The 19280-nt window shown below is 64.4% G+C and carries 21 protein-coding genes and 2 pseudogenes; all 23 read right to left on the bottom strand.

The features are described 5' to 3' along the window. Nucleotides 1-813, bottom strand: a pseudogene (locus ACV22V_RS31365) (LPD7 domain-containing protein); the annotation flags it as partial. Further along, the gene (locus ACV22V_RS31370) at nucleotides 803-1204 is read right to left on the bottom strand and encodes a plasmid mobilization protein (RefSeq protein WP_448016564.1); all 402 of its coding nucleotides are present in this window, start codon (nucleotides 1202-1204) and stop codon (nucleotides 803-805) included. The gene ACV22V_RS31370 and the pseudogene ACV22V_RS31365, both read right to left, overlap by 11 nt. 15 nt (nucleotides 1205-1219) lie before the next feature. Then, nucleotides 1220-1777 (bottom strand): hypothetical protein, encoded by a 558-nt coding sequence (locus ACV22V_RS31375; RefSeq protein ID WP_448016566.1) that lies wholly within the window; start codon nucleotides 1775-1777, stop codon nucleotides 1220-1222. Further along, the gene (locus ACV22V_RS31380; protein WP_448016567.1) at nucleotides 1774-2193 is read right to left on the bottom strand and encodes a hypothetical protein; all 420 of its coding nucleotides are present in this window, start codon (nucleotides 2191-2193) and stop codon (nucleotides 1774-1776) included. Before ACV22V_RS31380 ends, ACV22V_RS31375 begins: the two co-directional genes overlap by 4 nt. Before the next feature lie 23 nt (nucleotides 2194-2216). Further along, nucleotides 2217-2825: a phospholipase D family nuclease gene (locus ACV22V_RS31385; protein WP_448016568.1), complete on the bottom strand. Its 609-nt coding sequence runs from the start codon at nucleotides 2823-2825 to the stop codon at nucleotides 2217-2219. A 13-nt stretch (nucleotides 2826-2838) separates the two neighbouring features. After that, nucleotides 2839-3492, bottom strand: a complete 654-nt coding sequence (locus ACV22V_RS31390; protein WP_448016569.1) for a hypothetical protein — start codon at nucleotides 3490-3492, stop codon at nucleotides 2839-2841. A gap of 41 nt (nucleotides 3493-3533) precedes the next feature. Next, entirely contained in the window at nucleotides 3534-4037 is a 504-nt protein-coding gene (locus tag ACV22V_RS31395) for a hypothetical protein (protein WP_448016570.1), read from the bottom strand. Further along, nucleotides 4034-4768: a StbB family protein gene (gene stbB / locus ACV22V_RS31400; RefSeq protein WP_448016571.1), complete on the bottom strand. Its 735-nt coding sequence runs from the start codon at nucleotides 4766-4768 to the stop codon at nucleotides 4034-4036. Before stbB ends, ACV22V_RS31395 begins: the two co-directional genes overlap by 4 nt. Before the next feature lie 35 nt (nucleotides 4769-4803). Continuing rightward, complete coding sequence (locus tag ACV22V_RS31405) at nucleotides 4804-7722, bottom strand: DUF5710 domain-containing protein (RefSeq protein ID WP_448016572.1); 2919 nt, start codon at nucleotides 7720-7722, stop codon at nucleotides 4804-4806. After that, nucleotides 7715-10012, bottom strand: coding sequence for a type IV secretory system conjugative DNA transfer family protein (locus tag ACV22V_RS31410; RefSeq protein ID WP_448016574.1), 2298 nt, complete (start codon nucleotides 10010-10012; stop codon nucleotides 7715-7717). The genes ACV22V_RS31405 and ACV22V_RS31410 overlap by 8 nt, the downstream gene beginning before the upstream one ends. Next, nucleotides 10009-10443: a hypothetical protein gene (locus ACV22V_RS31415; protein ID WP_448016576.1), complete on the bottom strand. Its 435-nt coding sequence runs from the start codon at nucleotides 10441-10443 to the stop codon at nucleotides 10009-10011. Before ACV22V_RS31415 ends, ACV22V_RS31410 begins: the two co-directional genes overlap by 4 nt. After that, nucleotides 10436-11182: a FadR/GntR family transcriptional regulator gene (locus tag ACV22V_RS31420; RefSeq protein WP_448016577.1), complete on the bottom strand. Its 747-nt coding sequence runs from the start codon at nucleotides 11180-11182 to the stop codon at nucleotides 10436-10438. Before ACV22V_RS31420 ends, ACV22V_RS31415 begins: the two co-directional genes overlap by 8 nt. Next, nucleotides 11179-12330, bottom strand: coding sequence for an ATPase, T2SS/T4P/T4SS family (locus ACV22V_RS31425; RefSeq protein ID WP_448016579.1), 1152 nt, complete (start codon nucleotides 12328-12330; stop codon nucleotides 11179-11181). The genes ACV22V_RS31420 and ACV22V_RS31425 overlap by 4 nt, the downstream gene beginning before the upstream one ends. Before the next feature lie 26 nt (nucleotides 12331-12356). Next, on the bottom strand, nucleotides 12357-13565 hold the full coding sequence (gene virB10 / locus ACV22V_RS31430; protein ID WP_448016581.1) for a type IV secretion system protein VirB10: 1209 nt from the start codon (nucleotides 13563-13565) through the stop codon (nucleotides 12357-12359). After that, nucleotides 13558-14394 carry a TrbG/VirB9 family P-type conjugative transfer protein gene (locus tag ACV22V_RS31435; RefSeq protein ID WP_448016583.1) on the bottom strand — a complete coding sequence of 279 codons (837 nt, stop codon included), beginning with the start codon at nucleotides 14392-14394 and terminating at the stop codon, nucleotides 13558-13560. The genes virB10 and ACV22V_RS31435 overlap by 8 nt, the downstream gene beginning before the upstream one ends. Beyond that, nucleotides 14391-15356 (bottom strand): virB8 family protein, encoded by a 966-nt coding sequence (locus ACV22V_RS31440; RefSeq protein ID WP_448016585.1) that lies wholly within the window; start codon nucleotides 15354-15356, stop codon nucleotides 14391-14393. Before ACV22V_RS31440 ends, ACV22V_RS31435 begins: the two co-directional genes overlap by 4 nt. A gap of 111 nt (nucleotides 15357-15467) precedes the next feature. Further along, nucleotides 15468-15827 (bottom strand): hypothetical protein, encoded by a 360-nt coding sequence (locus ACV22V_RS31445; RefSeq protein WP_448016587.1) that lies wholly within the window; start codon nucleotides 15825-15827, stop codon nucleotides 15468-15470. Between the two features lie 25 nt (nucleotides 15828-15852). Beyond that, nucleotides 15853-16785, bottom strand: coding sequence for a type IV secretion system protein (locus tag ACV22V_RS31450; RefSeq protein ID WP_448016589.1), 933 nt, complete (start codon nucleotides 16783-16785; stop codon nucleotides 15853-15855). Nucleotides 16786-16800: 15 nt separating this feature from the next. Continuing rightward, on the bottom strand, nucleotides 16801-17451 hold the full coding sequence (locus ACV22V_RS31455; RefSeq protein WP_448016590.1) for a type IV secretion system protein: 651 nt from the start codon (nucleotides 17449-17451) through the stop codon (nucleotides 16801-16803). Between the two features lie 28 nt (nucleotides 17452-17479). Next, complete coding sequence (locus ACV22V_RS31460) at nucleotides 17480-17848, bottom strand: hypothetical protein (RefSeq protein WP_448016591.1); 369 nt, start codon at nucleotides 17846-17848, stop codon at nucleotides 17480-17482. Then, entirely contained in the window at nucleotides 17845-18219 is a 375-nt protein-coding gene (locus ACV22V_RS31465; protein WP_448016592.1) for a hypothetical protein, read from the bottom strand. The genes ACV22V_RS31460 and ACV22V_RS31465 overlap by 4 nt, the downstream gene beginning before the upstream one ends. Before the next feature lie 2 nt (nucleotides 18220-18221). After that, the gene (locus ACV22V_RS31470) at nucleotides 18222-18686 is read right to left on the bottom strand and encodes a hypothetical protein (protein WP_448016593.1); all 465 of its coding nucleotides are present in this window, start codon (nucleotides 18684-18686) and stop codon (nucleotides 18222-18224) included. Between the two features lie 2 nt (nucleotides 18687-18688). After that, nucleotides 18689-19280: pseudogene (locus tag ACV22V_RS31475) on the bottom strand (transporter); the annotation flags it as partial.

Here is a 19280-nt window from a genome sequence, read left to right on the forward strand (position 1 = left end):
TTTCTCGGCGGTCGGCAGTCCGATAAATTCCGGCGTGAACACGTATTCCTTCAGGTTCACGCCCTTGTCGGCGCCGGCCGGCTTCACGTTCGGATATGCGTCGTCGCGATCAGCGTTACGCATGCGCACGGCGCCGTGTTCCTGCAGCAGCGCCATGAAATCGGCGTGGTTCTCGATCTGGCGATCGAGCACCGCGTCGAGGATCTGTTCCTTCAGCTCGCGGCTGTTCGAGCGGAACAGGTCGCCGCGATAACGGCTGATCATTTCCGACGCGTCGGTCAGCAGCGTGCGGCGATTGTCCTTCGGGCTCGCTAACCCGTACTTCGCGTTGATGTGTTCCTGGAACGCGTCGATGAAATGCGTGTTGTGCTTGTCGAATCCAAACGGCCGCAGCGACTGCCCCGAAACGAGGTTCCGTTTCGGGATCACGACGTGGATGTGCGGCTTGCGCTCGATCAGCTCGCCGGTCGCCTGGTCGATATAGCTTTTCACGCGCGGCAGGTGCGCCTCCGCATAGAAGCAGTATTCGTCCGGGCGGTATGCGTGCATCGCGAACGCCTCGAACTCGCGCGCGATCTGCAGCAGCGTGTCACGGTCGACGTGATCCTCTTTGAAAGACAGCGTGATCGACAGGTAGCGCTCCACCTTCGGCGGCGCATCGATCGCCTGAATCACCGCGTCGGTCAGGTCGAGATCGCCTACGAGTACCACGCGCTCGTCGAGCTCGTCGCGCGAGAGTTCTCGGCCGACCTTCTGGCCGTCCTCGAGATACTGTTTGACGCCGTCGTGACGGCCCGTCGGCCTAATCAACACGATGCAGGTGTGCCTTCAGCAGTTGGGTGATCATTTCCAGCTCGTCGACCAGCGCGGCGAACGTGGATTCGGACAGCTTGCCCGACACGCGCGCGGTGTTCGCCACGTGCGCGAGCTGATTGAGGTTGTTGCCGGTCTTGTTGATCACGTACATGATCCGGTGCCGCTCGATGGTCGCCGGCGGCCGCGAGACGATCTGCGTGCGGTTCGTCAGGATGCAGTCGCGCAGGAACTCGGACGAGCTCAAGCCCGAGCGTGCGACCTTCTCGTTGAAGATCCGCCACTGCTCGTCCGTGAGTCGCGTGCTGACAGGCTTGCCGAGCGCCGACTGGGCCTTTTTGCGGCCACGGCGCTTCGGTTCGGTCAATGCGTTGAGATCGTCGCTGCTCATCGTTCACCCGGCCGATCACAGTTCATGTCCAAAGGCCGTCCATCCGTATCGCGCGTTCTCGACCAGCGCGAGCGGATCGACAAAATAGCGAGACCACCAGACTTCGATGAAGCTGGACGGGTACGACCTGGGGAGCGTATGTGCGTCTCCGTCTTCGACGATGAGGTAGTGATCCGGCAGATAGCGCTCGGCCTGCTGCGCAAGATCCACGTCGCTCCGGTAAAAAAATTCGGGAAGCACGTGGCGTTCGAGGGCTTCCTGCACGGCGGACGGAATTGACAACCTCCCGTCCGGTTCGACTTCTACATGGAAAGAGCCCCTGCTTTCCAAGGCGATCTGCCGCACGACCACGTCACGTAGCCGATCCAACTGGTTGGCCAGCAAAGTAACGCGACCCGCGGTCCAGTCTTCAAGGCTCCCGTCACCTTCAACATAGGTTTGTCCGTCGCGAAGGTCGGAGTCGAGCCACTCGGCCGCGTGGACCGCCAGGCGGGCCCGATCGTAGGAACGGGCCAACTCGACGAGGTGGGGGGAGTAAATTGAACGAGAAATCAAACGCGTGAGAGCATTCATCCCGCCCTCCGTATCGCTCCGTTGGTTTCGCCCGGAGCAAGAGGATGCGCGAGCACCATCTCGTTCACCTCATTGCTCCGAAGGCCAACCACGACCCTCGCCTGCAGTGCTTCGATGACAATTCCGATCAAATGCAAGGCATCTGCCATATCTGGTACAGACGGTTCGTGAATATCCAAATCCATATCGCCGCCAACCAAGAACGTCAGAGAGTGGCCCATCGAAGTATCGTTTTCGTCGCTAATATCAGCAGCCAGACATTCAAAGCCGCCGTGGCGGTATGCCCACAGCCCGACAAGCGGCTCAACGCCGGTCAGGTTGCTTCGTGCGATCGAAACGACCTGATCGGCCCACACGAGAACCGACTCCGGCGTTTCCGTGAAGCCGCTCGCCGGCAATCTGCAAATTGGTTCCATCGACACGCTCCTATGCCTATTCTTCAGTACGACGCACGATACGATTCGCCTTGCGCCCACCGGCTTTGCCAGTGCGCCTCGTAGGCGCTAGCAAGCGACGGACAATTCGCGATCACGACTGCGTTCTCGCTATTGCGACGCGCAGCGGCGGTGCTGTAGTTGTATGAGCCGGTCTCTACCGTCTCGCTGTCGCCAATGATGAATTTGTCGTGGAAAATGGAATACGCGGAGATCGTGCGCACTGGAATGCCGGCCTCGACAAGCAGGTTCAGTGCAGCCTGGCCGGCGCGTGCCCCGCGCCCGCCTGTGTTCTCTTTCGCGTCGGCAATCACCGCGACGTCAACGCCGCGGCGCTTCGCGGCGATCAGTCGCCGCACGACGTCTGGCGACGTGAAGGTGTACGCGGCCAGGTGCACGCGAGAGCGGGCGCGATCGAGCACGCCGGCGACAAGGCGTGTGGCGCTACCCTCCGGGGAGAAGCCCACTTCGGCGCGACAGGTTCCGCTTGCAGTGGCTGTCGTCGCGCCTACGAGCGAGGACAGCGACGCAGTCAGATCGAACGCGTGCGCCGAACCGGCAGCAGCAACCAGCCCAGCGAGCGTGACGGAATGAAGGATTCTTCGAATCGACATGATCGGCCTCCCTTCAATCTGCCAGCCAATCGATCCCGGACCGGTCGACCCGATACGGGCTACGCCAGCTCAGGCGGTTGGCCTCGGTCAGAACCAGCGACAGCTTGCCGTTCGGCGCAACGTGCGCGGCCCGCCGGACGTGGTTCCACCATGCTTCCGCGACATAGTCGTGGGGGCCGCGTCGAGCGCCGCACCAGATCGCAAAGCAGAAGTACAGGAATGCCATCGTCGCGCTGACCAGCCAGAACGCGCTCCAGACCGCCTGCAGGGCGGTATCGGACGCGGCAAACAGCTCGTGCAGCGCATGCCCTGCGCCGAGCGGGTCGCTCTGGATGGTCAGCACGGCCAGGATGACCACGCCCACAACGCCGGCCGCCACGCTAACGCTGGCCAGCCGCACGAGTTCAGAAAACTCGCTCAGTGCGGTCAGCGCGCCCCGCCACCATTGGCGTTCGAGCCGGCGCTCAATATCGACGACGACGTGCTCAGGAATCGTCGCGACCGCGACATCATTCAGGCGCAGTTCCCAAGCCGTCGCATCGGCCAGCTTCGCAAGTTGCTTGCGGGCGGCCAGGCGATCCGCCGCACGGCTGTAGAGAACCGCAAAAATCGCCAGCGCGACGATCGCCGGGACGACGACCTGCAGAAAAAGTTGTTTGTCGGTCATGGTTGGATGCTCCTCTCGCAATAACGGTGTTGGTTTTGGGGCTAGAAACCGAGCGCGCGCGACAGGTGGCCGGCCACCCACACGAGCGCGGCACCCGCGCAGAACGCGACCGCAATCTGCGCTACGAACACACCAATCGTCCGTCGCACAGGCGGCACCGGCGGGACGGCGCTCTCGCGATCGCGACCCTCGACGGCGATGCGCAGCCGGTAGAGCGAGTCGGCGACCTCTGCTGTCGCCGCGCGACGCGCCTGGTCAGCCGCCTTCGCGGCCACTTCACCCACAAAAGCCTGGCGTGCTTCCGAGATCAGGATCGTCAGCTGCGTGTTCTCCGCACGAAGCGCCTGCACCGTCGCGGTCAGCTTCTGGTCGGTGGACTCCATCAGCGCGACGACGTGGTGCTGCGCGTCCACCACCTTCATTTGCTCGATAAGGATCTCGGCGAGCACCGCCAGCTCGTTCGACGCCGGCATCGTGGCGATCACCTGGCCAAGACGCTCCGAGGCCTTCTCGACGCGATCCGATTGCGGCGTCGAATCGCTCATGCTTCCACCCCAGCCAGCAACGCGTAGAACGCGAGATCGAGTAGCGGCTCGATCGACAGCGCCTTGCGTTTCAGACCGACCAGCTTCACGAGGCGATCCTTCTCAGCGTCGTTCGCCGCGTCGACCAGCTGCGCCTTGTAGTCGACACCATCGGTTGCGATGTCGTGAATCGTGCGACCAGCGGCCGCCGCGCGCGTGAACACGTCGTTCTTCGGCACCAGCGCGTCATAGTTCAGCTCGAACTTGCCCGTTCGCTCATGCAGATCGAATAGCTGCCCGAAGTGGCGACGCAGCGTCACCTCGCGCGCCTCGCTCTTCACCAGCTCGACCTTGTTCAACAGCACGCGGATACGATCCGCTTCCACGCCGAGCGCCTCGAGCAGATTGATCGTCTTGATTGTGTCCTTCATCTGCTTGCTTTCCGGCTCGACCGGCACGATGAAGCACGTGTAGTCCTCTTGCGCCCCTTCGGACGAGTCGAGGCGATTCAGATATTCCTCGACGTTCGACGCGCCGATGTCGACCAGCAGATCGCGGCCGCGCATCAGCTCTTCGTGCAGTTCGTCGAAACGCGCGGCGATCATCACCTCGACCTTCGGGCCGGCCGAATCGTCGGTGTTGATCGACTCGACCTGGCGCACCGACATGTGCGGCAACCGCGGCGCCAGCAGCTCGCGCGTCACGGTGGTCTTACCGACGTTGCCGGAGCAATTCACGATGGCGATACTCATTTCAAATTCCTTGCGTAAATGGAGGGAGACGGCGCTTACATCACGCTCGGCGTCGGGCCGCGCGCCTGCTGCTGCTCGGGCTGCGGACTGTTCGACGGCTGCGACGTCGGTGCGGCCTTCGGCGCCGTCCAGGCCGCGTGCAATTCGCCCGCGCGCTTATCGATCTCCGCCGCGCCGGCGTCGCGGCTCAACTCGCCCCGCGCGATGCGCGCCTCGACCTCGACGCCGGCCTGCATGCGCGCGTCGAATCGGCGCATGACTTCGCCGCGCATGCGCGCGGGGGCCTGCTCAAGCGATTTTTCGAGCTGCTCGCGCATCTGCGCGACGGTCAGTTGCACGCGTGCGGGCGCGGGAGCACGTTCGGGTTCAGGCGCCGCCGACCGCGTCACTTCCCACGCGTTGCGGATCGTCTCCTTCGGTTGCGTGCCGATTACGTTGCCCGCCGCGTCACGCACCTGCTCCTGCACCGTGACGGGCGTCCTTCCCAGGTTCTTGAGGGAAATGGTGTCGCCGACCTTCGCGTCGGATTCAGCGATCGCCCGTTTGAGATCGACACCCCAGACCGTCCGCTCGGCGCCCGCCTCGTCCCGATACCGCACAAAGTACGAATACGACTCGTTCGGCTTGTGCTCATAGCGTGCCGCCCCGTGCTGGAGCAGCTCGCCCGACGACATGTCGACGGGTTTGGTCACGGCACCGGCCGCCGGCGCTGCGCCCGATGCAGTCGGTGCAGTGGGCGCGGCGTCCGGTTTCGGGCTTACCGCAGGAGCCGACGGCTTGGCGGCAGCGGGATCGACCTTCACATCGACCTTCGGGCCAACCGCCGGCTCGGGCGACGCCCCAGCCTTGATCGTCAGCGCATCGCGCTCCCGCTTGGCGGCCTCGAGCAGCGCGAAATCCGCCTCTTTCGGCTTGAACCCCTTTACGTCGATACCGCCATCGAGCGACGCCTCGATCCACGCATTGCGGCGGAACGTCTCGCTGCCCTTCACCGTGATCGAATCGATGTTCTTCGCCTTCATCACGGCCAGCATGTCGGCGATCGTCCCGCGATCGTTCTGCTGGGTCTTCAGGCGCGTACCCGTGTCCTCGAAATGCGGTTTCGTCGTCGGAAGCTCGCCCGGCTTCCCTTCCATGCCGTCGAGCTTCCAGAACCGCCCGTCTTTCACCATGTAGCGCGACGCAACCTGCGCCGGAATGGTGTAGCCGTCTTTCGTCGTAATCGGCTTGCGCAAGGACGGATCGACGTCGATCTGGTTGTCGGCATCGTCCGGCGCTGGCGTACCGGCCGGCGCATCGATGGCACCCGCTTCGTCGTCACGCTTCGGCATCGGCTTGCTCTGCTCGCGCAGCAGCGATTCGGCGGCCGCACGCTCACCGTCGCGTGCCGCGCGCACGCGCTGCAGGTCCTGCGCCGACACGTTATCGAGGAGCGGTCGCGCCGGCTCGTTCGCGGCGTTTTTGGCATCCGGCTCGTTTCGCGCAGGCGCCTGCGTGCGCCTGATCTGGGTGTCGACCGCGCCGGGCTGGACCGACACGTTCATCGACACGTCGTTGGAGGCCTGTCCGGGCTGCACGTCCGATTCGTTGGCCACCGTGGCGCCGACCGTCGATCGCGCAGCGTCCTGGATGCCCGACACCGCATCGCCCGTGAGGCCACGGCGACGCATCGCGTCGTCGATCGGCGACACATCGGCGACGTCGGCAAACGTGGCCGTGTTGCTGTCCGGTCCAGCAGCCGGGCCCGACTGCTCGGCGGCCGGCGATGCAATCTCGCCAGTCGGCTGTTCGGCAGCGGGCGATTGCGTGTGCTCGCCCGGCGCGTTGTCGATCGCGGCGGCCTCGCCGACGTCGGCGAATGTGACCTCACTGGCATTCGACTCGAGAGACGGCTGCAAGTCCGGCGCCGCCGGCTGCGCGTCCACGTTCCGGTCGAGCGCCTCGCGAACGTCCTGCTCGCCTGCGCGGGCCGCCTCGTCGAGCTCGAACGCTTCGGCAATGTCCGCGAAGGTCGCGATACCGTCGTCGCGCTCGGGCTGGCGATGCCGGTGCGGCGGTTCGGTGGCGGCCGGGTCGACCGGAAGCTCATCGTCCGCCGGGTCGGATTCCGTCACGTCACGCGTCGGCGTGCGCTCATCGACTTCGATCGGGCTCAGCTCAGCTTCATCCCGAAGCTTGTTCAATGCCACCGCCGCCTGCGGCGGCAGCTGTTCCGCTGCGAAGCCCGTGCGCGTACGGATCTGCTCGCCGATCGCGCGATCGCCGTCGGCCGCGTCGCCGGACTTGCGCCACGCGTCCCGATGGATCGATTCGAGCTGATGCTCGAGCGCTAGCGTCTCGTTGACCTCCCCGCCGCGCAGCGTGACCGCCGTGGCGATCGACTGAATCATTTCGCGGTAACGGCGGCCGAGTGCCGCATCGTCGAGTTTCGGTTGAGCGCGCCGGACCGGCGCCGCGCGGGTGCTGCGCCGTGCACCTGCACTCACTGCGGGCACACTCTGCGAATACAGGTGCTGGCGCTCGGCGAAATACTGGTGCCTCGCCTGGCGCGCGGCGACACGCACGGCGTCGACCGCATCGAAGCCGGATCCGCCCTGATCCTGAACACGGTTGCGCGCCTCCAGCGCCGCCTTCTCTTCGGCCGAGCGCAACGATTCCCGAACGAACTCACGCGCCGCGTCGATCGGCTGTCCGAGCAAGTCGCTCAGGCGGGCTGCCTCGCGCTCGAAGTCGGCCTCGCTGCCGTACTCCAGCGCTTCCTCTACCGGTTGCGCTGCCGGCGCATCCTGCGCGGGCATCCAGCGCGCGAACGGCGCGACATCGGTCCCGCCGGGCACGTACCACTTCTTCGAGCGCCGGTCGAACTTCGCGCCCAGCTCGTTCGCCGCATCCTTCTCCTTGAACGGCACGTCCAGATACGTCCGCTCGCGTTTCGGCTTGTTCGCGTCAGCCATGTGCCACCTCCTTCACTTCGTTGTCCGCCGGCGCTGCCGGCTCAATCTGAGAATCGACAGCGGCATCCGCTGCTGTCAGGTCGAAATCGAATCGCATGCCGGCGAGCATGTCGCGCACGTCGTCGCGCATAACCAGGCCGAGTTCGGCCAGATCGGCCGCAAAGCCGGTGAGCGCCAGGTCGGCCGCGAGCGGGCCCGGTTTCTGCTGGTCGAGCGCCAGCAGCTCTGCCGCGGTCAACGGTTTCGCGCCCGCCTGGCGCGCGAGACGGATCTCGCCGGCGGCCTTTGCCGACAGCACCGCGTGATACGTCTCCGGGTTGTGGATGGGGATGCCCGTCGCGCGCAGCTCGCCGGCCTGCCACGCGGCCTTGATCTCGTCTTCGGTCGGCAGGCGCTTGTCGATCGCGGCCAGCGTCGGACTGACCGAACGCATCCGGTCGATGAACAGGGCATCCTGGAAATAAGCCGCCTTCTCGCACAGGATCGGGCGCTGGAAGCCGAGCACGATCTCCTGGTTTTGCTCCATGCGCTTGAGCTCCTGGTCGAGCATCAGCGCGCGCCCCTGGTCCGACGTGTTCGTGCCCGTCGACGTGTTGCGGCCATGGTTTCGGCTACGTGACGTTGCCTTTTCGGTGAAAGTGCCGAGCGTCTCAGACAACTCCTTCGCGTCGGCCTGGTTGCGCGGCGGATAAGCCACGAGCACGGCATGGTTCGTGACCAACGTGCGGGCACCGTGGACGCCGTACAACTCGTTCGGCTCCATCTGCGCCTTCGACTGCAGGATCGTCAGCAGCCGCAGCCAGTAGCCCGCGATGAACGCGTTGCCCTTGTCGAGCACTTCGATGCGGCCGAGCGCGGTGAATTCGTCGAGAATGCCTAGGCATTGGTACTTGATCGTCGGATCCTCGCCCGGCAGCACGTCGAGGTTGTCCTCAATCCACTGCGTGAAAAACAGGTTGCCGAGCAGGCTCGCAACCGCGAGTTCGCGCACCGGCAGTACCAGATAGATCGACATCAGCTCGCGCCGCACACGGTCGAGTTCGAAATCGCACGCGCTCGTCGCCTGGTCGACGATCGGGTTACTGAACAGGCGCAGACCCGCATTGAAGGTCGCGACGATGTTCAGCATCGTCTCGTCGGGCGACGCCAGCACGCGCGAGAGCGCGCCGAGGCAGTCGCCGGACAGCGGCACGCCCGGCTGCGGCTCGCTCTGCATCAGCTCGGTCAGGTGTTCGCGCACCTTCTTGTCGGGCGTCGTCGCGAGGCGCAACACCTGGCCGAACGTGCAGTCGCTCGTCATTTCCATCAGGTACAGCGCAAGGCCCATGAACAGGTCGCTGGCCTGTTCGTAGAAGAACTTGTTGCGCGCGTCCGCCGTGTGATACAGGCGTGCGGCGATCGCCTGCAGGCGGCCGACTCGCACAAAGGCCGGACTCTTCGCGATCTTGAACAGCGGATTCCAGCGGTGCGTATACCCCTTCTGGTCGAACGGCGCCCAGCGAAACACCTTCTGCCCGCACGCCTGCCGATAACGCGACGTCAGATCGTAGTTCTCACCCTTCACGTCGAGCTGGACCACCGAGTCCGAATAGGTGAGCAAATTCGGGATCACGATGGCCACGCCTTTCCACGACCGTGTCGGCGCGGCGACCATCACGAACTCCGAGCCGCGAAACGTCAGGTACTGGCTCTTGTACTTGCCGACGATGATCGTCGGATCGCGGTAATCCCCCTTGCGGCGCGAGCGGCCGCTCGCCTCGTCGAGCAGGCCATAGCGGCGTACCTCATAGCTATGCGCGAAGCGCGCATCGCCGTGCAGCTCGCGCTTCGGTTTCGCGACGAGCGCCGCGACCACCGCCGCGATCGGCAGAACCGGCACGATGATCGACACCACCGTCGCCATCTGCAGCGAGCGCTTCACGCCCTTCATGTCGCCGAACGCGTGCCAGTAATCGCGCAGCGTCCAGAGGCCGACCGCCGAATCCGGCAGCTTCTCCAGCTTCGCGAACAACGTCGCGCCGGCGAACTGGCCGGCCACGACGAGCCCCGTGATCGCCACCAGTGCGAACAGACCGCCCGCGACGACACGATCGAGGCGCGTCGCGGTTTTCAGCAGCACGGCGCTTGCACACATGCCCCACAGCAGCGACATGACCATGACAAGCGCAATCACCGCGCCGACCTCGACGGGATCAGTGATCGCGTCGAAATGCAACAGGCGGCCGGCGCCGAACCAAGCCGCACCGGACAGCGCGCTCAGGAACACGCCGACCAACAGACGCTTTTTCATCGTGGCACCTCCGACGTGTCACGTGCCGTCGACCGCAGCGGGGCCAGCGTCTCGTGCAGCGCAGGCGAGCACACATCGAAGCGATAGACCCGACCCCGTGTGCCCTCGATGCACAGGGCCACTCGCCCTTCGGGCGACAGCGCGTAATAGGCGAACTCGATCCTGCCGGGCATGAACACCGCGCAGTACATGAGCGCTTGCGGCTGGCCGAGGCGGGCCAACTCGCGGTGCGCATGCGTGAGCCGCGTGATCGCTGCGCTCAGCTGGTCACGCAGCGTCGCGTCGGGCCCGACCGCGAGCTTGCGGGTCAAGCTGGCGATCTGCGCCCACGCGCATGTCTGCGTCCAGAGCCATGTGTCGGGATCGATCGTCGGTCGATACACTGTTCGCAACGCCGTGTCATTCGAATTCAAGATGGACGTATTACTCATCACCATGCCCTCCGCTCGAGCGGGACAAATCCCACGTGTTCAGTCGCTCGATCCCATCGCGTGCCGCGCCGGCGTCGCCCTCGCGGATTGCCGCCTCGAGCAGCACGAGCGCCTGGCGCTCGCCGTCCGGGATCACCGGCGCACCGGCCGCCTCGTCAACCGTTTGGACCGGCAGCGGCACGAGGCACGTCAGCTGCTGCAGGATCTGATTCGAACTGGCGGACAGCATCGCAACGTGCAGCTCGTGGCGCGCGATCGCATACTCCGACAGCGTGGCGGCACGCAGCCGCGTCGCGCACGCAACCGTGATGCGCGCCCGCTGCTCCGGCGTCGCGTGCAGCGCCGCATCGGCGGCCGCGATCGGCTCGAGCACGCGGCGAATCGCGGCAATGTCCGCCGCAAAGGCCGGATCCGTCCCACGCGCCAAGCGCCAGCCGACGACATGCCGATCGACGATCTGCCATTGCCGCTCGTCGACCACGCGCGAGCCGACCTTCGTGCGCACGTCGACCACCCCGCGCGCGATCAACTGGCTGACCGCTTCGCGCAGCAGCGCGCGGCTTACGCCTAACTCCTGCGCGAGCATCGCTTGCGGCGGCAGTGCGCCGGTCGCGTCGCACAACGCTGGGATCTGCTCGGCCAGCCAGTCGGCGGCCGCATGCGGTGGCCGATCGAGGGCGTCCGCGTCGGCGCGCACGGCGCGCGCGTCGAATCCAAGTTCGTTCGGCCGGGCGCTCATGCATCACCTCGCAGTAGGTTCATTTTCGTGACCGGATCAAAATAGATCTCGGTCAGGTACTTGTTCTCCATGAACAGCACGACGTCCACCGTCGTCCGGATCTCGCGCATGATGTAATCGAACGGCAGCGTCTGACCGACCGGGCTTTGCTTCACCAGCTGCGCGATCCGCGCGAACGTCGAAATCGAATCGTTCGCGTGCACGGTCGTCAGCCCGCCCTGGTGCCCCGTGTTGAGCAGCGTCAGGTAGTCCCAGGTTTCGTCGCCGCGCAGCTCGGCCAGCAACACGCGATCGAACTTCATGCGCAGGGTCGCCTTCACGATGCGGCGGGCCGGAATCGCCTCGCTGTAGAACAGATGCACGTGGTTGCGATGCAGTGGCAACGGCAGCTCGTGGGTATCCTCGATCGTCGCCAGACGCGTATCGCGCGGAATGATCGGGATCAGGTCGGCCAGCGCCTTCGTCAGCGTGGTCTTGCCCGACCCTGTGCCGCCCACCAGGACGATGTTCAGCTTGTTCAGGATCGCCAGCGTCAGGAACCGCACCACGTCGCGCTGCGCGAGCGCGTCGAGCATGTCCTGCTGGAAGCGCGCCAGACCATACGCGTTCAGCGCGCGGGCCGGATTGAAGACCGGAGTCGCGCCGCTGACATCCATCCCGTCCGAACCAGCTCGTGCCGCCGCCGCGTCGATTTCGCCCGTATTCAGCTTCCCTGCGCCGGCCAGGCCCTCACGCACCACGTCACGAAACCCGGCAAACCGTCCGCCGGACGCGAGCTCCTGCACCGTGAAACGCGTGTTGCTCGGCACGCGGATCGTCAGCGACACGGTGCCGGGCTCGCACGCCGGCGGAATCACGATCTGGCCGCGCTCGCCATCCGGCAGCCGTACCGGCTTCTCCGGCTCGGCCGGCGACAGATGCGGCTTCGCCTTGTTGTAGATCGCCAGTGCCGGCGCAAACTGCATCAGCGCCTCAAGCGACGCGGTTGGCAGTTCATGGCGCTGCCAGCCATCCCCCGTTTCAGTCCAGCCTTCATACGGCCGGTTGATCGCGAACTCGGTCACGCCCGGCAGGCTCAGCCGGTCGATGATTCCGAGCGTCTTGAGGTGGCTGCGCACGGTGACGCTGTCGTCGTGTTGCATGTGCATGGACCCTCCGTTGAAAGATGGCGCGTTCACGGCGTGGCCAGCTCGTACACGTCGGAGAAATCGACGTCGCGCGCCACGAAGATCGTCGTCATCGACCCGTACTTCGAATACGCGGTCGGCGGGACGTTGATCGTGTTCTTCAACGTTTCGGCGGCTACGGACTCGCCGGCGCTCGACGTGTTGTTGAACTGGATCCGGTTGCTGCCGCCGCCCGAATTCGACGCCAGGCCCGACAGCGCCTGGCCAGCGTCGCCAATCAGGCTGACCATCAGCGCACCACCGAAACGCGTCCAGAAATGTGTGTCGACGTAAGCCGGGAGTCCGCTGCCGCCCAGCGCGTCCGCCGCCGGCGAGTCGAGCTGGACCTTCACGCCAAGCGGCGTCGTCAGGCGCGTCCAGATCACGAAGATTCGCGCCTGCCCCTGCATCAGTGCCTGGCGCTGCTCGCCCAGCACTTCGGAGCCACGCTCGATCAGCAGTACCTTGCCGTTGGCCGAATACACGTCCTTGGTCACGTGGCACGTGGTCATGCCCGGATAGTCGGTGACGATCACCGATCGCTGTCCGCACGGAATCGTGGTGCCGGCGATCAGCAAAAGGTCGCGGGACGGCATCAACTCGGCCTTGACCGTGTCGAGCTTCGATGGCCGGAATTTCGCGTCGAGACCGTCCTTCGCGTATTCGGTGCGCGGGCCGCCGTTGCCCGCCGCACCGGCGCTACCGGGGGTTTTCTGGTCATCGAGCTTGAGCACCACGTCGCCGTCGAGCTTGCGCATCGCCGGCGTCTCGACCGCAGGGGCCGGCGCCGCGTTGCTAGTGCCGCCCGTGTTCGTCGACGCCGTCGCCTGCGTCGCGCTCGCCGCATCCGCATGAGCCGGCTTCGCCATCGAGGCGGCTTCGGCAGCCGCGGCCGCTGCTGCGGCATCCTCTTCCTGTTTCTTCCGGATCTTCGCCTGGTCGGCCGCGAAATCGTGCCGATCGTCAGACGGCTTGTCCTTCGCCGCCTCCGCCTTCGCCGCCTCGGATTCCGCGTGGTGCTGCGCCGTCCAGCGCTTGATCGCCACGCCGACCGCGACCGTCCCGAAAATCAGGATCAGCACAAGCCCGATCACGATCGGCAGCAGCCGGAACGGGCTCTTGCGCTTCGTCCGACCGACGCCCGGCACGCCGCGCTCGCCGATGCCGGCCGGCTCAACCGGCGCCGGCATCATGTTCTGGTTGATGTCGTTACTCACCGTTCGCCTCCTTTTGCTTCACGAGTCGCACCGTGCCGGGAATCGTGGTGGCCGACGGATTCAGCTGGCCGTCGGGCCGATATGCGTTGTTGCGAATGCCGAGCACGGCGTCGCCCAGGCGCAGGTTGTAGCGGCGCGCGGTGTCGTGCACGGCGAGCACCGGCCCACGCACGTCGTCGGGATTGACGAGCGCTTCCGAGCCGTCCTCGAACACGCGATAGATCAGCGGCAGGTCACGGCTCGACTTGAACTCGAAGTAGGTGAACCGGCCGTCGTCCCACAGCGCCGTCGGCGCCAGTGTCGTGTCGCCCTGCATGTCGTAGTCGGAATTGGCCGTCGACGCGGCGTTGCCGGTCTGCTCGAGCAGCGTGCGCGCTTCCGCCGAGCGGGCCGACACCGCTGCTGCCGCTTTCGCGCGCGTGTCCGGGTAGTCGAACGTCAGCGACCAGATCGCCTGATCGTGCTTCGCGACCTGGATCAGCTTCAGCACGTAACGACGCTTGTTCGTGAGCAAGATCAGGTTCGTGCCCGCCTTCACCGCCTTCGGCTTGAAGAAGAAGCCGTTGCCCGCCGGGCCCGCCGTCCAGGCCTTGCCATCGCCCATGCCGCCACCTTCGAGTTTTTCGCCCTTCTCGAACTCGATGACCGTCGCCTCACCGGGGCGGTAGGCGATCTGATAGGTTTCGGTCGGGTTGTACACCGCACAGGCAACGTGCGGATCGCTGCCGCATGCGCCCGGCACCACTTCGGCCGCGGCCGGCTGCACCACCGAGAACACGGCAGCCGCGATCGCCGATGCGCCGAGCGCTTTCTGGAATCGGATGTTCATTCGCTGGCCCCTCCCTGCGCGCGCGTCGGCGCTGATTCCGACGACGTCGCGGCCGACGGCATCTGCGCGACACCATCTGTTACGCTGCGCGTCCAGTCGCGGTCGACCGAGTAGCTGGTCACCCGGAAGCCTGTCGGATTCAGCACCTGTTCGTTGCTCTTGGTCGGCAGATCGCCCATCTCGTAGGTGATCGTCGCGACCCAGTATTCCGTTTTCGGCGGCACCGGCGTCGAGCCGCCCTGCATCGCCAGCGAAATCGTCTTCTTCGAGAAAAACACCTGGGCGGTGGAGCCCACGAAGGTGATCGCACCCGGCTGGGCGATCACGCGGAATTTGTCGGTCAGCACGTTCTGCGGCGAGTTCTTGCGGCTGTACAGCGCTGCGTACTGCGTTTGCTCGCGCGGCGAGTTCATCAGCGTCACGTTGTCGTACGCATCCTGAATCGCGTACCAGTCGTAGCTCTCGCGCAACTTCACGTAGTCGCGCAACGCCTTGCGCAGCTCGAGTTCACCGAACGTCACCGAGCCGCTACGCGCGACGTCGATCACCTGCACGTCGCCCGTCGCGGTGTTGTCTTTGATGATGACAGGCGGCGTCGGTCTCTTTAGTTGTACTAAGGCAGCCGAACCAAGAATAGAAACCAGAGCGACGAACATGGCGCCACCCGCGACGCGCCAGGCGATTTTCGTCAGGTTCTCCTGCGTCGCCTGCTTGGATTTTTCGAACGCGAGCGCTTCCTTGAAATACGTGCGCGCCATCTCGCGCGGATCGGCGTCGGCGAGCTTTGCCGCGATGGCCTGCAGCGCGGCCGCGTAGTTGCCGTCGGCCACAAGCGCGGCAGAAATGCCCTGCGGCTCGGCCGATTTTTTTCTGATCCACTTCATTGCGCGCTCCCCTGTGTCGTATGGTTCACGGGCATCCACGGCCCGCTCGGTTGCGTCGGCTTTGGCGCCGACGAGCACGCCGCAAGCAGCACGGCGCTGCAAAGCACGACGATGAATTTCATGTTCCACTCCTATGGTTGGTTCGCCAGCTCGTACCGGAAACGTACAAGCTGGCGGACAAGCTCTGTGTTAATTGCCCTTCTTCTGGTATTCGGCACCAGGGGCAACGAGGTGCCCGGATGCCTTGTCGATCGTCAGCGCTACGGGCACTCCGGCCATCATCATCAGTTTCCCGTCCGCATACAGTGCCGAAGAACGCTGCACCTTGAACGCATCTTTCGCGCTCTCTGCGGCGAGATTCGGCACTTTGCTCGCGACGTAGAAGTCGTTCCCATCGCCATTACGGCTGATCACCATCTCCGGCGAGCCACGACCGCTCAGCTTCTCCCAGTTGCCAATAAACTCCTCGCCGTCTTTCTTTCCGCAACCGGACTGCGTCAGCGCCATGATGACCATCGTTGCTGCTGTCACGAATCGAAGTGCCCTCATTACCTACTCCTAGTAGTTGTCAAGATCATGCGCGGCCGAGCGAGTTGCTAGGCGCCGCCGACGCTCCACCACGGCCCCCGCCCATCAACTTCATCGCCTTCATGGCGGAACTGGCCGCGTTGCCGATCTTACCGACCATTGACGAGATACCAACGCCACCAGCCAGTTGCGAAGCCAAAGACGGCATGCTCAAAGACACGACAATGAACACCAATCCGGCGCCGACGATCTTTCCCTCAATGGCGTAGGTCAGCATCACGTCCTTCGCGCTGAAGCTCGTCGGCAGTACCGAAGTCATGAACCGCACTTCGATTGCGCCGAGTGCCCCGAACAGGGCGACGAGAATGCCGTAGTTCAAGCACTGACCGACCCAGTTCTGAAAGAACTGCCGCGTAGCAGGGAACAGCGCCGCGACAACGAAAGCCGGGCCGAGCGCGAGCAGTAATCCAAGCGCAAATTTCGCGAGGATGATGTATGCAGCGGCGATAGCGAGGAACGGCACACCGACCAAAATGATGCACGCCGCGAGCACGGATACCTCGATATAGAGGCCGATGTCGGTAATGCTGAGTCCTTCGTACAAACTCTTGATCGCGTCGAAATAGAGACTCAACAGCGTGTCGAGGCCGTTGCTGAGATCGTTCCCCCCCATCAAGGCACGGCTGAGATCGTCTCCCAATCCGTTGAAGAACGGCACCACGTATTCGCTGTAGTAGCTGATGTTCATCCCCGCCGTGAGCACAGCGGCCCACGCTGCCATCTTCAGCAGGAAATCCACGATCGGCTGATTCTCATGACCTCGCCAGTACGACACCAGAATGAGAAGCACGTAGAGGCTGAAGCCAGCAGCGACCAGCGGACTGATCAGCGAGATCATCTTGGCCGAGCCTGTGCTGATCGTGTTGAGTACGTCCTTGTCGAACGCATTGAACATATCGGTAAAGATTGTCAGTTGCATGGTCGCGCTCCTGGCTTACTGGTCGATCGGTTCATCATGCAGGCGACGCTGCATGTCACGATGCGCGGCCTGCTGCGCAAACTCCTTCTCGGCATCCTGGAGCTTTGCCGCCAGATCGAGACGCATCTTGTCCGCGTTGATCGACGAAATCTCGGCCGACCACCGGTTCTGCAGATCCGCCTTCGCGGCGGGATCCTGCGTCAGATTCGATTGCTGCATCAGCTGCTGAATGTTGTTCAGCCGGTCGATCGAGGCCTGATAGGCCCGCATCACCATCGCCTTGTTTGCGGACAACGTGTCATTCAGCCTTTGTTGGCCCGGCGTGTACGCGGTCAGCCCCTCCTGGCGCGCGATACTGTCGGCGACACCACTGATGCCGTTCATCTGTCCGCTCTTTACTGCGTCGTAGACCGACTGCCACTCGTCCGGCAGATAGTTGCGCAGCGCAGGGTTGTTGAGGATGTCACCCAAGCCGCGATTGCCGATCAGCGCCTGGTACTGGTTCGTGAGCGTGACGTATTGCTGCTTGAGCTGCTGCACGGTGATGATCGCCTGCGCGAGCGTCGACGCATCGAGCACCGGAATGCCCTGCGCGTACACACCGGACGACAACGACAGCGTCAGGGCCGCAGCGCCGGCGGCCAACATGGTGCGAAAAGTTTTCATGTCTGTTCCTTCGTCAAAATGTCGATTACTACTTCGCCGGCCGCCCGACGATCTCCTGCGCAGCGCCGCCCCGCGCTTGCGACAGCACCATGTGGACCTTGGTCAGCTCGCGCAGCATTTCGCCATTCAGCGGCTCGCCGGCGGCCGACGTATCCGTGGAACGCGCTTGAATCGCCGTCACCTGCACTGCAATCGCATTCAACTCTCTGAGCATTGCGCTACTCAGCGTCTCACCAGCGGCCGGCATGCCCGCCGCGTGCGCTTCGAACGCCTTCACCTGCGCGACGATCGCCTCGACATTCACGGGGCCGCCCACAACCGGGATCTGCGCGTGCGCAATCTGGATCGAGCAGGCCGCGATCGCAGCGGCAGCGATCAATTTATGGATCGGCTTCATCGCGACGCTTTCCCATTGGAGGGGAATAACCCCGTGGCCTTCGCGCGTTCGAACTCGAGCAGCTGCTTGAGCGTCGTATCGATCCCGATCAGCGTGGCCAGGATCTGTTGATTCGTGTCAGCCGACGGCGCCGGCGCCGCCTTGCCCGCGTCTGCATAGGTCGACGGCAGCGCGCCGAGATTTGCCGACAACCCCTGCGCCCTAGCCGCCCGAACTCGCGCAGTCTCCGCCTCAACCTGCGCGCCCTCCGCTTGGACTTGCGCGATCGCCGCCGAGATCGCTGTGTTATCGACGTGCAATTGGGCGTGCACCGAAGCGCCAGCCGTCAGCACCGCAAAGGCCAGCACTACCTTGATCCACTTCGTGTTCATCGTCATGCTCCCTGGTTGGCTTGCTGTTGCCGCCGGATCATCCCCAGCACGTCGAGGTCGTGCGGCACGATCGGCCGCCGCTGATGGCGAATCGCGTCGAGATACGCAAGCGCAACCGGAAAATCTGCGTTGCGCTCGTGGAGTTCGGCGGGCGTAACCCTGATCGGCCGATACGGATTTAGCGGCCGACCATTCACGGGGGACGTATAGCCCCGCCATGCCATCGCTCCGGTGAACACGAAGACAACCGCCCCCACAAGCCAATCGCCATTCATCCATTTGCAACTCGCGGCAACACCGAGCCCCACGACTAAGGGCAGGCTGCCAAACAGGATCTGAAAATTACGAACTTTCCGATCCCAAACCAGATCGTGCTCGGCCGCCCACTGCTCCAGTTGCTCACCCGTCGCCGGCCCGATGGCCGACGCGCGTTGCAGCTCCCGCAGCTCCAGTTGATCGCGCTTCATGGTCACTCGACCTCCTCCGCCAGCTCGGCCTCGGGCTTACGATCGCGCTTGCCCTTGCGGCGCTCCTGGAACAGCTTCATTCGCAGATCCGTATCGCCATGCGCGTCACGCGTGCACTCTTCCCAGATCGCGACGTTGTCGAGGCTGCTGGAGAGCACCGCGATCTCGTCGTTCATGCCGCCCAAATCCAGCGTCGCGAACGACGACTGATTGCTCTGCTTGATCAGGAACGTGCGCGACTCCTTCGACAGCGCCTTGAGCGTCCGGAACTCACGGTCGGTCAGGTTCAGAAGCTTGTAGCCATCGGGCGTCGCGTCCGGGTTCGGCAGATAGATCTTCGTCGCCGTCAGGTCGCGGATCTCGGCAAACACCGGGCACTGGATCGCGTCTTCCGGCGACTGCGAATCCAGAATCAGGAATTCGTCAGCCTTCCGGCCCGTCTTCAGCGACTTGCGGATCAGCTCCTGCGTGGTCGGGTAGCTGGCCGGCAGCCAGAACTCGGCGATCACCGTCGCGAGCAGACCGCCCTTGCGCTGCATCTGATCCTTCAGGTACAGCAGGTGCGCAAGCACCGGTTCCGTGGCGGCATAGCCC

The sequence above is a fragment of the Burkholderia sp. AW33-5 genome (assembly GCF_053427615.1).

Coding starts and splice junctions, on each gene's coding strand:
- ACV22V_RS31370 (WP_448016564.1), bottom strand. CDS start 1,204: ATGAGCAGCGACGATCTCAACGCATTGACCGAACCGAAGCGCCGTGGC.
- ACV22V_RS31460 (WP_448016591.1), bottom strand. CDS start 17,848: ATGAAGCCGATCCATAAATTGATCGCTGCCGCTGCGATCGCGGCCTGC.
- ACV22V_RS31375 (WP_448016566.1), bottom strand. CDS start 1,777: ATGAATGCTCTCACGCGTTTGATTTCTCGTTCAATTTACTCCCCCCAC.
- ACV22V_RS31450 (WP_448016589.1), bottom strand. CDS start 16,785: ATGCAACTGACAATCTTTACCGATATGTTCAATGCGTTCGACAAGGAC.
- ACV22V_RS31465 (WP_448016592.1), bottom strand. CDS start 18,219: ATGAACACGAAGTGGATCAAGGTAGTGCTGGCCTTTGCGGTGCTGACG.
- ACV22V_RS31435 (WP_448016583.1), bottom strand. CDS start 14,394: ATGAACATCCGATTCCAGAAAGCGCTCGGCGCATCGGCGATCGCGGCT.
- ACV22V_RS31420 (WP_448016577.1), bottom strand. CDS start 11,182: ATGAGCGCCCGGCCGAACGAACTTGGATTCGACGCGCGCGCCGTGCGC.
- ACV22V_RS31425 (WP_448016579.1), bottom strand. CDS start 12,330: ATGCACATGCAACACGACGACAGCGTCACCGTGCGCAGCCACCTCAAG.
- stbB (WP_448016571.1), bottom strand. CDS start 4,768: ATGAGTATCGCCATCGTGAATTGCTCCGGCAACGTCGGTAAGACCACC.
- ACV22V_RS31380 (WP_448016567.1), bottom strand. CDS start 2,193: ATGGAACCAATTTGCAGATTGCCGGCGAGCGGCTTCACGGAAACGCCG.
- ACV22V_RS31385 (WP_448016568.1), bottom strand. CDS start 2,825: ATGTCGATTCGAAGAATCCTTCATTCCGTCACGCTCGCTGGGCTGGTT.
- ACV22V_RS31390 (WP_448016569.1), bottom strand. CDS start 3,492: ATGACCGACAAACAACTTTTTCTGCAGGTCGTCGTCCCGGCGATCGTC.
- ACV22V_RS31395 (WP_448016570.1), bottom strand. CDS start 4,037: ATGAGCGATTCGACGCCGCAATCGGATCGCGTCGAGAAGGCCTCGGAG.
- ACV22V_RS31445 (WP_448016587.1), bottom strand. CDS start 15,827: ATGAGGGCACTTCGATTCGTGACAGCAGCAACGATGGTCATCATGGCG.
- ACV22V_RS31405 (WP_448016572.1), bottom strand. CDS start 7,722: ATGGCTGACGCGAACAAGCCGAAACGCGAGCGGACGTATCTGGACGTG.
- ACV22V_RS31470 (WP_448016593.1), bottom strand. CDS start 18,686: ATGAAGCGCGATCAACTGGAGCTGCGGGAGCTGCAACGCGCGTCGGCC.
- ACV22V_RS31415 (WP_448016576.1), bottom strand. CDS start 10,443: ATGAGTAATACGTCCATCTTGAATTCGAATGACACGGCGTTGCGAACA.
- ACV22V_RS31410 (WP_448016574.1), bottom strand. CDS start 10,012: ATGAAAAAGCGTCTGTTGGTCGGCGTGTTCCTGAGCGCGCTGTCCGGT.
- ACV22V_RS31455 (WP_448016590.1), bottom strand. CDS start 17,451: ATGAAAACTTTTCGCACCATGTTGGCCGCCGGCGCTGCGGCCCTGACG.